Genomic DNA, 13,169 nt, shown 5'->3' with positions numbered 1-13,169 from the left:
GTGGTCAAGCCTGCTGGAAGCAGGCTTGACCCACTTTCAGCATGGCCGGGTCAAAGTCCCGGCCGCTCTTGAAGACGCCCCAAGCGATCCTGGCCAGCTTTCTGGCCAGGATGTTGAAACTGGCAGTACTGCTGTGGCCGCGTTCGCGGATGGCGTTGTAAAGGGCTTTGCCATTTTTGGAGCGGGTCAGTCCCATGGCCGCCATGTAGAGGATCTGGCGCAGGCTGGCGTTGCCGCGCTTGGACAGGCGCCGCCTACCGATCCGGGCGCCGGATTCGTTGGGGCGCGGATCCAGGCCGGTACAGGCGATCCAGGCGTCCGAGCTGGTCAAGGGCCATCGTGTGATGTGATGGGTGACGAAGGCCGCTACCGTCGGCCCAACCCCCGGAATGGTCATGATCCGCCGATACAGGTCGCGCTGTTCGCCACTGCGGCACAGTTGCTGAATCTGTTGGTCGAGCAGGGCAATGGCCTCTTTCAGACCATCGAAGATGCGCCCAAAGATGGCCGACTCCGACGCCCCCGCGCCTAGCGAGAGATTCAACTTCGCCTTGCTCCGGACCAGGCTGTCACGTTGCTGGAGCAGCACATGCAGCTGCTCCTGCGCAGGCGATCGGGCGACATGCTCATGCAGATTGTCGGCCTCCTTGGCGATGTAACGCGCAATGACCTGCGCGTCACCTGAGTCGGTTTTGCCGCGGCAGGCCACGCCCTTGGCGTAATGTTTGATGTCGCGCGGATTGAGCACAAAGACGACGTGGCCGGCCTTCTGGGCAGCTTGAACCACAAGCTCGTGGTAGCGATTGGTTGCTTCCACTCCAATGCGAGACCCGACCGGCAGAGTGGACAGCCACTTACCGATGGCTGACGCTGAATTGGGGATTCGAGTGCTGCCCTTGGTGCCATGGCGTGCCACCACAAGGCTCTTTGAGTCGGCATCGATGCCGACGGCCAAATGATCTGACATCTGCGCAACTCCCAGCTATTGTTGAGGGGCTGGGGTGGTACCGCACCACGTTGGCTTGCCTACATCGGCGGTCCTCAAAGGCCGCTAGATCCTTTATCGACGTTAAGGTGCGGGATGGGGATCGCTCGGCTCGTCTGTCGGCTGCTATCCGCAGATATCATGTTGACGGTGTCCCTCCACCCTGGCTCCTACATACCGCGTAGGAGCCGGGAGGAACATACAAGCCATGCTCGGCTTCCGCGCGCAGGTTGGGAAGGTGGGGCGGGCAGAAGAGCAGCCGAGCGTGGGCTCGGCTCTACAGGTACGTGCCCCCAACCATCGGCCGTTGCCCCTTCCGGCCCCAGCGGCTATGGTCCCGGGCTGTTCTGTCGTACCGGATTGCCTCATGTCACCACGCAAAGCCCTTCCCACCGCCCTGGCCCTGGGCCTGACCCTCGCCGCCGGTGCCCACGCCGACGAAGGCATGTGGATGCCGACCCAGCTGCCGGAACTGGCCAAGCCGCTGCAGGCCGCAGGCTTCAAGGGCAATCCGGCCGACCTGGCCAATGTCACCGCGCCGCCGCTGAGCGCCGTGGTGCGCGCCGGTGGTGGTACCGGTTCGTTCGTGTCCGCCGACGGCCTGCTGCTGACCAACCACCACGTGGCGATGGGCGTGATCCAGTACAACAGCTCGCCCGAGCACGACCTGATCACTGGTGGCTTCATCGCCAACGGCCGTGCCGACGAGCGCCCGGCCAACCCGGACTTCCGCGTGCTGGTCACCGTCGGCTTCGACAAGGTGACCGACCAGGTGCTGGCGCAGGCCCGTGGCAAGACCGGCCGCGCCTACTTCGATGCGGTTGATGCGGCCAGCAAGCAGATCGTGGCCGAGTGCGAGAAGGACGGCAGCGTGCGCTGCTCGGTGGCCAACATGTACTACGGCACCGATTTCTATCGCATCGCCCAGCTGGAACTGAGCGACGTGCGCCTGGTGTACGCGCCGCCGCGCGCGATCGGCAACTATGGCGATGAGATCGACAATTTCATGTGGCCGCGCCACACCGGCGACTTCACCCTGCTGCGCGCCTATGTCGGCAAGGACGGCAAGCCGGCCGCCTACAGCAAGGACAACGTGCCCTACCAGGCACCGGCGCACCTGCAGATGTCGGTGGAAGGCCCGAAGGAAGGCGACTACGCGATGCTGGCCGGTTACCCGGGCATCACCTACCGCCACCGCACCGCGGCCGAATTCGCCGGCCAGATCGATGCCGTGCTGCCGCGCCGCGTGTCGGTGTTCCAGCAGATGATCGACACCATCGAGGCCGCCACCGCCAAGGACGCGCAGGCGCGTACCCGCTATGCCTCGCAGCTGCAGTCGCTGAAGAACAACCGCAAGCGCGCCGCTGGCGAACTGGAAGGCCTGCTGCGCAGCGACGCCAAGGCCCAGCGTGCCGCCGACGAGACCGCGATGCTGGCCGCGACCGACCGCAAGTACCAGGGCGACATCAAGGCGTTGCTGGCCAACCTGTCGCAGGGCGCGGCGGTGGGCGAGCGTGACCTGCTGCTGGACCAGATCGCCGCGCAGAGCCAGCTGCTGCGCTCTGCGCTGCTGCTGGAGCGCCTGCGCATCGAATCGGCCAAGCCTGACGCGCAGCGCGAGAGCGGTTACCAGCAGCGCGACCAGGCGATGATCGAAGGCGTGCTCAAGCAGGTCCAGCGCCGCTACGCGCCGGAGGTCGAGAAGGCCCTGCTGACCACCCTGCTGACCCGCTACCAGCAGCTGCCGGACGCGCAGCGCGTGGCCGAGTTCGACGCGGCCTTCGGCCGCACCCCGCAGCAGCTGGCCACGGCGCTGGACACCCTGTACGCCGGAACCCAGCTGGGCGATGAGGCGCAGCGCCTGTCGCGCTTTGCCGCCGCACGCGAAGGCAAGGCCCTGGCCGCCGATCCGCTGATCGCCGTGGCCGGCCCGCTGGTGGCCGCGCAGCTGCGCATCGAAAACGAGAGCAAGACCCGCGAAGGCGAGCAGTTGCGCCTGCGCCCGGCGTACATGCAGGCGCTGTTCGCCTGGCGTGCCAAGCAGGGCCGCGCCGTGTACCCGGATGCCAACCGCACCCTGCGCATCAGCTACGGCAGGGTCGAGGCACTGCACCCGCGCGATGGCGTGACCTACTCGCCGGTGACCACCGTGGCCGGCATCGTCGAGAAGAACACCAACGCCTATCCGTTCGACGCACCCAAGCCGCTGCTGGCCGCGATCGCCAAGGGTGACTTCGGCAGCACTGCCGACCCGGCGCTGAAGACCCAGACGGTCAACTTCCTGACCAACCTGGACACCACCGGCGGCAACTCCGGCTCGCCGGTGCTCAACGCCAAGGGCGAACTGATCGGCCTGAACTTCGACAGCAACTGGGAATCGGTCAGCGCCAGCTGGTGGTTCGACCCGCGCTACAAGCGTGCCGTGCACGTGGACATGCGCTACCTGCGCTGGCTGCTGGCCAAGGTCTACCCGGCGCCGGAACTGCTGAAGGAAATGGGCGTGCCGGCCCAGTGAGAAGCCGGCCACGACCCACGGTCGTGGCCCGCACCGCGTAAGCCCCCACACTGGTGGGGGCGGTTGCCCCCAACGAGCCCGTACACCCGGCCGCGCCTGGCCTACACTGCGGGTTCCTCCGACGGAAACGCACGCGTGGTCTCCAGCTGGATCCTGCTGCTGGTCTCGGTTGCCTATGCCGCGCTGCTGTTCGGCGTGGCGTGGTGGGGCGACCGTCGGCCGATGTATCCCGACCGGCCGTGGCTGCGGCCGGTGGTGTACAGCCTGGCGCTGGCCGTGTACTGCTCGTCGTGGACCTTCTACGGCGCGGTCGGCACCGCTGTGCGCAATGGCGTGGGCTATCTGCCGATCTACATCGGCCCGTTGCTGCTGCTGCTGTTCGGCTGGCGCATCATCGAGCGCCTGGCGCTGATCGCACGCAGCCAGAACGTGGTCTCCATCGCCGATTTCATCTCCTCGCGCTTCGGTCGCTCGCGGCGGCTGGCGGCGCTGGTGGCGATCATCGCGCTGATCGGCATCATTCCGTACCTGGCGTTGCAGTACAAAGCGGTGGCGATGAGCCTGCAGGTGCTGACCGGCAACACCGGCCCGACCGGGTTCTTCACCGACCCGGCGCTATACGTGGCATTGCTGATGGCGCTGTTCGCCACCCTGTTCGGTACCCGCCAGGTCGATGCCACCGAGCACCATCACGGCATGATGCTGGCGATCGCCTTCGAATCGGTGATCAAGCTGCTGGCGATGCTGGCCGTGGGCGTGTTCGCCTACCTCTGGCTGAGCAATCGCACCGACGCGGTGGTCGAGTCGGTGCATACGCTGTTCACCGGCCTGCCGCCGGTGGGCTTCATCTCGCAGACCCTGCTCAGTTTCCTGGCCATCATCTGCCTGCCGCGCCAGTTCCACGTGGCCGTGGTCGAGTGCGGCGATGTGCGCGACGTGCGCCGCGCGCGCTGGATGTTCGGCGGCTACCTGGTGCTGATCTCGGGCATGGTGCTGCCGATCGCCACCGCCGGCGTGACCCTGTTTGGCACCGGCGGCAGCGTCGCCGACGACTCGATGGTGCTGGCCCTGCCGCTGGCCGAGGGCCGCAACGCACTGGCGCTGATCGCGTACGTGGGCGGCTTTTCGGCGGCCACCGGCATGGTCATCGTGTCGTCCATCGCGCTGGCCACCATGGTCAGCAACGACCTGGTGATGCCGGTGCTGCTGCGCCGGAGCGGTGACCACCAGGAGGCCGCCGACGTCGCCTCGCGCGTGCTGTGGATCCGCCGCCTGGCGATCCTGCTGCTGGCGCTGATGGCGTACAGCTACTACCGCACCAGCAGCAACGACAGCACGTTGGCCTCGTACGGCCTGATGGCGTTCGCGGCGGTAGCGCAGTTCGCGCCCGGCCTGATCGGCGGCCTGTACTGGCGCGGTGCCAGCCGGCGCGGCGTCGAAGTGGGCATGCTGCTGGGCTTCGCCACCTGGCTGTACACCCTGCTGCTGCCGGCGATGACCATGGCCGGCTGGGTCGACGCCGCCTGGGTGCAGCACGGCCCGTTCGGCATCGAGTGGCTGCGTCCGCAGCAGCTGTTCGGCATGTCCGGCTGGGATCCGCTGACCCACGGCACGTTCTGGTCGCTGCTGGTCAACGCGGCGACGATGATGCTGGTGTCCGCGCGCTGGCGCCCCGGTGTGGACGAGCGGCTGCGCGCCGCGCCGTTCCTCGACCCGTATGCCGAGCGCCCGTCGGTGGCCGGTGGCTGGCCCGGTCATGTGCACGTGGGCGACCTGCTGGCACTTGCCTCGCGCGTGGTCGGCGAGCGCCATGCGCGGCGCTCGTTCTTCGAGCAGGCACAGTCGCTGGGCCGCGAGCTGCAATCCTCGGCGCCGGCTGACCGGCCGTGGGTGCAGTTCACCGAGCGCCTGCTGGCCGCCTCGATCGGTGCGGCATCGGCGCGCCTGCTGCTCACCAGCCTGCTGCGTGGCTCGGGCATGGACCTGGGTGAAGTGGTGGCGGTACTGGACGAAGCCGGGCAGGAACTGCGCTTCAACCGCGAGATCCTGTCGACCACGCTGGAGAACATCAGCGCCGGGGTCAGCGTAGTCGACCCGGACATGCGCCTGACCGCGTGGAACCGCCGCTACCAGGACATGTTCGGTTACCCCGACGGCATGCTCTACGTGGGCCGCCCGGTGGCCGACCTGATCCGCTACAACGCCGAGCGCGGCGAGCTGGGCGAGGGCGATATCGAAGTGCAGATCAACCGCCGCATCGGCTACATGCGCGCCGGTTCGCCGCACGTGTTCGAGCGCACCCGCAGCGACGGCAAGGTGATCGAGATGCGCGGCCAGGCGCTGCCCGGCGGCGGCTACGTGACCAGCTACAACGACATCACCGACTACAAGCACGCCGAAAAGGCGCTGCTTGAAGCCAACGAGACGCTGGAACAGCGCGTGGCCGAGCGCTCGCATGAGGCCGAGGTCGCACAGCAGTCGAAGACGCGCTTCCTGGCGGCGATCAGCCACGACGTGCTGCAGCCGCTGAACGCCGCGCGCCTGTTTGCGTCCGCGCTGCGCGACAGCGATCACGTGAGCGACGAGCAGAAGCATCTGGCCGAACGCGTAGACGCGTCGCTGCGTGCGGCTGAGGAGCTGCTCGATGGCCTGCTGGACGTGTCACGGCTGGATGCGGGTGGCCTGCACCCGGTGATCGGCGAATTCGACGTGAGTGCGTTGATGCGCGAACTGGCGGCGCAGTACACGCCGGTCGCCGCAGGCCGTGGCCTGCGCCTGGACCTGTTCGCGCGCGCGGCCTGGGTACGCAGCGATCGCCGCCTGCTGCGCCGCGTACTGCAGAACTTCCTGGCCAATGCACTGCGCTACACACGCCAGGGGCGCATCGTGCTGGCCGTGCGCCAGCGCGGCGACGAGGTGGAACTGCAGGTGTGGGATACCGGCCCTGGCATTCCCGAACACCACATGCGGCAGATCTTCGACGAGTTCCACCGCTACCAGCAGCCGTTCGACTGGGGCGAGCAGGGGTTGGGCCTGGGCCTGTCGATCTGCCAGCGCATCTCGCGCCTGCTTGATCATCGGTTGAACGCACGCAGCCGGGTCGGCAAGGGTTCGATGTTCTCGATCATCCTGCCACGGGTTGCGCCCTTGCCCGGCTACACCGAGCCTGCCAAGGCGACCCAGGCCGTGGCCACACCGGTGCGCAGCGATTCGCTGGCGGGCCTACGGGTGCTGTGCGTGGACAACGACGAGGAAATCCTCGACGGCATGCGCGCACTGCTCGGCCGCTGGCAGGTGCAGGTGATCACCGCCGCCACCGTCGACCAGGCACTGGAGAAGATCGCCGAGCGACCGCAGGTGATGCTGGTGGACTACCACCTGCACGATCGCATGGATGGCCTGGATGCGCTGGTGGCGCTGCGCGAGGCGGCCGGCTACCCGCTGCCGGGTGCGCTGCTGACCGCCGACGGACGTGACGAGCTGAAGCGGATGGCACGCGAGCGTGGCTACCGCGTGCTGACCAAGCCGATCAAGCCGGCCTCGCTGCGCGCCTTCCTCGGCGCGCTGCGCGACGCCGGCAACAGCGATGCCTGATTGGCAACTGTAGAGCCGAGCCTATGCTCGGCTTCCGCGCGCTGCACGGCGCCGATATAGCCATCGCTATACAAACCAGCCCTGCCTGCGCGTTTCGCTGGAAATGCGCCACGCGCGAATCGCGATGCTAAGCTTCGCGTCCCCTTGGGGAGTAGCCGGATTCCTTCGCAGGAATCGTCCACGTCAACATACTCGGCCAGTGCGCCGTGGCGTGGACAACCATGATGGTTGGCGAGACCAGCGGCCCGCGCGCGCAACGTCAGGTTGGGCGCGAGCGCAGGCCGTGCGTCCGTCCTAGCCCGACCTCAGCCGCTGTCCATGTCCCCCATTTCGATCCTCCTGATCGGCTTTGCCATGTCCACCGATGCCTTCGCTGCGGCGATCGGCAAGGGTGCGGCCATGCGCAAGCCGGTGTTCCGCGATGCACTGCGGGCCGGCATCATCTTCGGCGTCATCGAGGCGATCACGCCCATCATCGGCTGGTTGCTCGGCCGTGCCGCCCTGCAGTACGTGGAAGCATTCGACCACTGGATCGCCTTCGGCCTGCTCGGTGCGCTGGGCATCCACATGATCTACAACGGCCTGCGCCCGGACAGTGCCGAGGAAGACGAAGACCCTTCGCAGCACCACGGCTTCTGGAAGCTGGCGCTGACCGGTTTCGCCACCAGCATCGACGCGATGGCCGTGGGCATCGGCCTAGCCTTCATGGACGTGCATATCGGCGTGATGGCGGCGGTCATCGGTCTGTGCACGCTGACGATGGTCACCGTCGGCATCATGCTCGGCCGCGTGCTGGGCAGCATGGTCGGCAAGCGTGCCGAGATCATCGGCGGCGTGATCCTGATGATCATCGGCGCGACGATCCTGTACGAACACCTGCACGGCGTGGGGTAAGCAGGGAAATCTGTAGAGCCGAGCCCACGCTCGGCTGCTTTGCATGTCAGCCGAGCATGGGCTCGGCTCTACCTCAGGGTGTTGGCTGACAAGCATTGCGGTGATGCACTGATGGAGAGGCTGTCACGCGTGCCATAGCCTCTTCGCATGGCCAGTCCCGCACTCCGTTATGGTCGTTGGTCGCATACCGGCAATGTCTATGCCCTTACGACGGTGACGCATGCGCGTCGTCCCTGGTTCAGTGACAAGGGCAACGTCGATCTGCTGATCGAAGCGCTGCGCACAGTCGAGCAAACCGGTCGTACCTTCTCCCTGGCCTGGGTGATCATGCCGGACCACCTGCATTGGTTGATCGAGCTGCGTACGGGCACGCTGGCCGGCTGCATGCAGATCCTGAAGTCCCGGAGTGGAAGATCCATCGCCAGGCGCGCTGATGCCAACGCGCCGATCTGGCAGCCGGGATACTACGACCACGCGCTGCGCAGCGATGAATGCCTGCACACGCAGGCGGTGTATATCGCGGCCAATCCGGTGCGTGCTGGGCTGGCCACGCGCATCGGGGAATACCCCTATGTGTGGAGTCGATGGCCGCTTGAAGCGTGATCTGGAACCTGGCGAAGAGCAACCGAGCATGGGCTCGGCTCTACAAAGGCAGGTGCTGTGGAGTCCTGTAGAGCCGAGCCTGCGCTCGGCTCACGTGCGTAGCGCGGGCTTCAGGCGAACAGCAGCCGAGCATGGGCTCGGCTCTACAGCGGAGGTCTCAGTCTTCTTCCGGCGGCAGCACGATGGCGTCGTCGTCGATGGCCAGCTTGCCGGCCATCAGCACGGCCTGGGTGCGGTTGGTCACGCCGAGCTTGCGCAGGATGGCGGTGACGTGGGCCTTGATCGTTGCTTCGGAGACGTTGAGGTCGTAGGCGATCTGCTTGTTCAAGCGGCCGGCGCCGAGCATCTGCAGGACGCGGAACTGCTGCGGGGTCAGCTCGCGCAGGCGCTGGCCGACTTCGCGTTCTTCGCTGCCGGTAGGCGGCACGTTGTGCGCTTCCGGCGGTGCCCAGGTCTCGCCATCGAGGATGGCGCCCAGCGCATGGCCGATGGTGTCCGAATCCGCAGACTTCGGAATGAAGCCCAGCGCACCGTGGTCGAGCGCGCGGCGCATCACCGTGGCCTCCTCACGTGCGGACACCACCACCACCGGCAGGTGCGGGTGCAGCGAGCGCATGTGCACCAGCGCGTTGAAACCCTGCGCACCGGGCATGTTGAGGTCCATCAGGACCAGGTCGGCGTCGTTGTGCTGGTCGGCCAGCGCGTACAGCGCTTCCACGCTGTCGGCCTCGAACAGCTGCACGCCGGGGATGACCCGCTGCACGGCCCCACGCAGGGCCTCGCGGAACAGCGGGTGGTCATCGGCAATCAGGAGGGTGGTCATGGTCGGGGGGAACCGTGGGGGAAAGCAGATGGGGTCAGAGCCCTTTCCTTGCCGAAAGGGATCCGACCCCGGGTCGTACGTCAGCGCACCTTGCGCTCGTCCACCAGCGACGCCACCACCGACGGGTCGGCCAGGGTCGAGGTGTCGCCAAGCTGGTCCGGCGCGTTCTCGGCAATCTTGCGCAGGATGCGGCGCATGATCTTGCCCGAGCGGGTCTTCGGCAGGCCCGGCGCCCACTGCAGGTGGTCCGGCGTGGCGATCGGGCCGATCTCCTTGCGCACCCAGGCGATCAGTTCCTTGTGCAGTTCATCGCTCGGTGCCTCTTCGGCCACCAAGGTGACGTAGGCGTAGATGCCCTGGCCCTTGACGTCGTGCGGGAAGCCGACCACGGCCGCCTCGGCCACCTTCGGGTGCGAGACCAGCGCGCTTTCCACTTCGGCGGTGCCGATGCGGTGGCCCGACACATTGATCACATCGTCTACGCGGCCGGTGATCCAGTAGTAGCCGTCCTCGTCGCGGCGGCAACCGTCGCCGGTGAAGTAGCTGCCCGGGTAGGTGCGGAAATACGTATCGATGAAACGCTGGTGGTCGCCGTACACCGTGCGCATCTGGCCCGGCCAGGAATCACGGATGATCAGGTTGCCCTCGGTCGGGCCGTCCTGGATCTCGCCATCGGCATTGACCAGCGCCGGCTGCACGCCGAAGAAGGGCAGGGTGGCCGAACCCGGCTTGAGGTCCATCGCACCGGCCAGCGGCGAGATCAGGATGCCGCCGGTCTCGGTCTGCCACCAGGTATCGACGATCGGGCAGCGGCTGTCGCCGACCACCTCGTAGTACCAGCGCCAAGCCTCCGGGTTGATCGGCTCGCCGACGCTGCCGAGCAGGCGCAGCGACGCGCGCGAGGTCTTCTTCACCGGCTCCTCGCCCTCGCGCATCAGTGCACGGATGGCGGTCGGGGCGGTGTAGAAGATGCTCACCTTGTGCTTGTCGATGACGTTCCAGAAGCGCGAGGTGTCCGGAAAGTTCGGCACGCCTTCGAACATCAGCGAGGTCGCACCGTTGGCCAGTGGCCCGTACACGATGTAGCTGTGGCCGGTGACCCAGCCGACGTCGGCGGTGCACCAGTAGATATCGTCCTCGCGCAGGTCGAACACCGCTTCATGGGTGTAGGCCGCATACAGCAGGTAGCCGCCGGTGGTGTGCAGCACACCCTTCGGCTTGCCGGTGGAACCGGAGGTGTAGAGGATGAACAACGGGTCTTCCGCGTTCATGCGTTCCGGTTCGCAGGTGGACGGCTGGCTGTCCACCACATCGTGGAACCAGCGGTCGCGCGGGGCCTGCATGTCCACGGCACCGCCGGTGTGGCGCACCACCAGCACGGTTTCCACGGTATTGGTGCCCGGCAGCTTCAGCGCGGCATCGACGTTGGCCTTCAGCGGAATCCTGCGGCCACCGCGCAGGCCTTCGTCGGCGGTGATGATCAGCTTGCTCTGGCAGTCGCTGACACGGTCGGCGATCGAGTTCGGCGCGAAGCCACCGAACACCACCGAGTGGATCGCACCGATGCGCGCGCAGGCCAGCATGGCCACCGCGGCGTCGACGATCATCGGCAGGTAGATGGTGACCCGGTCGCCCTTCTTGACGCCGAGGTTGCGCAGCGCGTTGCCGAGGCGGCAGGTGCGCTCGTACAGCTCGCGATAGGTCACATGCTGGGCCGGTGCATCCGGGCCGTCCGGCTCGAACAGCAGGGCGGTCTTGTCGCCGCGCGTCTCGAGCTGGCGATCCAGGCAGTTCACGCTGGCATTGAGCTCGCCATCCTCGAACCACTTGATGCGGAAGTCGGACAGGTCATAGCTGACGTTCTTGATCTTCGTCGGCTTGCGCATCCATTGCAGGCGCTCGGCGGCCTTGCCCCAGAATCCATCCGGATCGGCCACCGACGCCTGGTACTGCTGTTCATAGGTCTTCTTGTCGATGCGTGCCTTGGCGGCGAACTGCGGATCGACGGGGTAGATATCAGCCATGGCACCCTCACTTGCACGTTGACTTTGTATGTGCGGTCGCAGCATCGCAACGACCGATCCCCCTCAGTTTGCCCCATCCACCCCCGGCCGCGTCACCACCCTGGTTAGACCATGGTCGAAAGTGAGCGCCTTGCAGGCCCGGGTTCGACCAATGGCGAATAGCCGCTATACATAATCGCCCCGCAGTCTCGGCTCGACCGTGCCCCACGCGCGGCATCACCTTGCCACTTGGGAGAGAGGGCAACATGAGCCACCGTACGTTGAAAGCCGTGCGCACACCTTTGGCGGCCTGCCTGCTGGTCGCCCTGGTCGCACCGGGCATGGCGTTCGCAGAGACCGCCAAAGAGAAGGCACTGGAAGCACGCGTTGCCGAACTGGAACGCCAGGTCCAGCTGCTGCTGTCTTCGCAGCAACAACAACAGACCCAGATCAGCCAGACCCAGCAGGCCGTGACCGAAGTGCGCACGGTGCAGGCCGAGCAGAAGCCGGTCGCACAGGTGCCGGCCGGCAAGCAGCCGATCCAGGTCACCACCCTCACCCCGGGCGCCGCGCCGGGCACCACGGTCAAGATCGGCGGCTTCATCAAGGCCGACTTCCTGGCCACCCAGACCAGCGATGGCCAGCTGGCCGACGACGCCACCGGCCGTTCGCTGTACCTGCCGGGCCAGACCCCGGTGGAAGGCGCTGGCGGCAGCGGCAAGCGCTCGGGCACCGATTTCAACGCCCATGCCAAGTTCTCGCGCTTCAACCTGGGCATCGACAACGTCAGCGAATCGGGCAACAAGGCCGGTGCGTTCTTCGAGATGGACTTCTTCGGCAACTCGCTGGGCAACCAGACCGCCACCAACACCTACGGCGTGACCCTGCGCCACGCTTACATGTACTGGAACAACTGGCTGGCCGGCCAGACCTGGTCCAACTTCATGGACGCGGCCGCACTGCCCGAAGCGGTCGACTTCGTCGGCCCCACCGACGGCGTGATCTTCGTGCGCCAGGCGCAGGTGCGCTACACCCAGGGCGGCTTCAGTGTCGCACTGGAAAACCCGGAAACCACCACGCTCACCGGCACCCGCAACCCGGTCACCGGTGCCTGGACCAACGCCAGCGCCAACTCCGACCGTGGCAGCCTGCCCGACCTGACCCTGCGCTATGGCTGGAAGGGCGACTGGGGCACCTTCGGCGTCGGCGGCATCGTCCGTCAGCTGAAGGTCGACAACCAGGCCACCGGCGCGAAGGCCGACAAGGTGGCCGGCGGCCTGACCCTGGGCGGCAAGTGGGTGATGGGTGACAGCGATTCGCTGCACTACCAGCTGACCGGCGGCGAAGGCATCGCCCGCTACATCGGCCTGGGCATCACCGCCGACAGCGCCTACGACGTGGCCCGCGATGAGCTCAACCCGACCGGCGTGCTGGCCGGCTACGTCGGCTGGCGGCATGCGTTCTCGCCGAAGCTGCGCACCAACCTGATCTACGCGCGCAGCGACTACGACAACGACAGCATCCTCGGCCCGCTGGTGACCAAGAGCGTGCAGAGCGTCCGCGGCAACATCTTCTATTCACCGCTGCCCAAGGTCGATATCGGCGCCGAGCTGATGTATGGCCGTCGCGAAGTGGAGAACGGCAACAAGGGTGACATCACCCGGCTGCAGTTCACTACGAAGTACAGCTTCTAGGAGCGTGCCGGCCAGCGGCCGGCACCTACCGAGATGGGGTGCCGGCCAAGGTCGGCAT

The 13,169-nt window shown here is 66.7% G+C and carries 8 protein-coding genes and 1 riboswitch; of the genes, 5 read left to right on the top strand and 3 right to left on the bottom strand.

The genetic code is table 11. The annotated features are described in order from the left end of the window. Positions 1–4: 4 nt before the first annotated feature. Positions 5–967, bottom strand: coding sequence for an IS110 family transposase (locus ROV95_RS02695; protein ID WP_049459279.1), 963 nt, complete (start codon positions 965–967; stop codon positions 5–7). Positions 968–1,352: 385 nt separating this feature from the next. Between ROV95_RS02695 and ROV95_RS02690 the strand changes: the two genes are divergently transcribed. The 4 genes from ROV95_RS02690 (at position 1,353) to ROV95_RS02675 (ending at position 8,591) form a co-directional block, all read left to right on the top strand. After that, the gene (locus tag ROV95_RS02690) at positions 1,353–3,500 is read left to right on the top strand and encodes a S46 family peptidase (protein WP_155030371.1); all 2,148 of its coding nucleotides are present in this window, start codon (positions 1,353–1,355) and stop codon (positions 3,498–3,500) included. A 135-nt stretch (positions 3,501–3,635) separates the two neighbouring features. Continuing rightward, entirely contained in the window at positions 3,636–7,094 is a 3,459-nt protein-coding gene (locus ROV95_RS02685) for a PAS domain-containing hybrid sensor histidine kinase/response regulator (RefSeq protein WP_207048783.1), read from the top strand. Between the two features lie 140 nt (positions 7,095–7,234). Next, positions 7,235–7,324: riboswitch (yybP-ykoY riboswitch) on the top strand. Positions 7,325–7,412: 88 nt separating this feature from the next. Then, entirely contained in the window at positions 7,413–7,988 is a 576-nt protein-coding gene (locus ROV95_RS02680; protein ID WP_111098073.1) for a manganese efflux pump MntP family protein, read from the top strand. Positions 7,989–8,135: 147 nt separating this feature from the next. Next, a complete protein-coding gene (locus tag ROV95_RS02675; RefSeq protein WP_312542798.1) occupies positions 8,136–8,591 on the top strand; it encodes a transposase in 456 nt (151 codons plus the stop codon). 157 nt (positions 8,592–8,748) lie between these two features. Here ROV95_RS02675 and ROV95_RS02670 read toward each other — a convergent pair whose 3' ends face one another. Next, entirely contained in the window at positions 8,749–9,414 is a 666-nt protein-coding gene (locus tag ROV95_RS02670) for a response regulator transcription factor (protein ID WP_111098071.1), read from the bottom strand. An 80-nt stretch (positions 9,415–9,494) separates the two neighbouring features. After that, positions 9,495–11,438 carry an acetate--CoA ligase gene (gene acs / locus ROV95_RS02665; RefSeq protein ID WP_312542795.1) on the bottom strand — a complete coding sequence of 648 codons (1,944 nt, stop codon included), beginning with the start codon at positions 11,436–11,438 and terminating at the stop codon, positions 9,495–9,497. A 245-nt stretch (positions 11,439–11,683) separates the two neighbouring features. Between acs and ROV95_RS02660 the strand changes: the two genes are divergently transcribed. Further along, the gene (locus ROV95_RS02660) at positions 11,684–13,111 is read left to right on the top strand and encodes a DcaP family trimeric outer membrane transporter (protein WP_058979243.1); all 1,428 of its coding nucleotides are present in this window, start codon (positions 11,684–11,686) and stop codon (positions 13,109–13,111) included. Positions 13,112–13,169: the final 58 nt, after the last annotated feature.

Source organism: Stenotrophomonas maltophilia group sp. msm1 (assembly GCF_032025805.1).
In the GTDB taxonomy this organism is placed as follows: domain Bacteria; phylum Pseudomonadota; class Gammaproteobacteria; order Xanthomonadales; family Xanthomonadaceae; genus Stenotrophomonas; species Stenotrophomonas hibiscicola.
The sequence above is the reverse complement of the archived record's forward strand: the minus strand, read 5'-3'. Positions and strand labels throughout refer to the sequence as shown.

Coding starts and splice junctions, on each gene's coding strand:
- ROV95_RS02675 (WP_312542798.1), top strand. CDS start 8,136: ATGGCCAGTCCCGCACTCCGTTATGGTCGTTGGTCGCATACCGGCAAT.
- acs (WP_312542795.1), bottom strand. CDS start 11,438: ATGGCTGATATCTACCCCGTCGATCCGCAGTTCGCCGCCAAGGCACGC.
- ROV95_RS02670 (WP_111098071.1), bottom strand. CDS start 9,414: ATGACCACCCTCCTGATTGCCGATGACCACCCGCTGTTCCGCGAGGCC.
- ROV95_RS02690 (WP_155030371.1), top strand. CDS start 1,353: ATGTCACCACGCAAAGCCCTTCCCACCGCCCTGGCCCTGGGCCTGACC.
- ROV95_RS02680 (WP_111098073.1), top strand. CDS start 7,413: ATGTCCCCCATTTCGATCCTCCTGATCGGCTTTGCCATGTCCACCGAT.
- ROV95_RS02660 (WP_058979243.1), top strand. CDS start 11,684: ATGAGCCACCGTACGTTGAAAGCCGTGCGCACACCTTTGGCGGCCTGC.
- ROV95_RS02695 (WP_049459279.1), bottom strand. CDS start 967: ATGTCAGATCATTTGGCCGTCGGCATCGATGCCGACTCAAAGAGCCTT.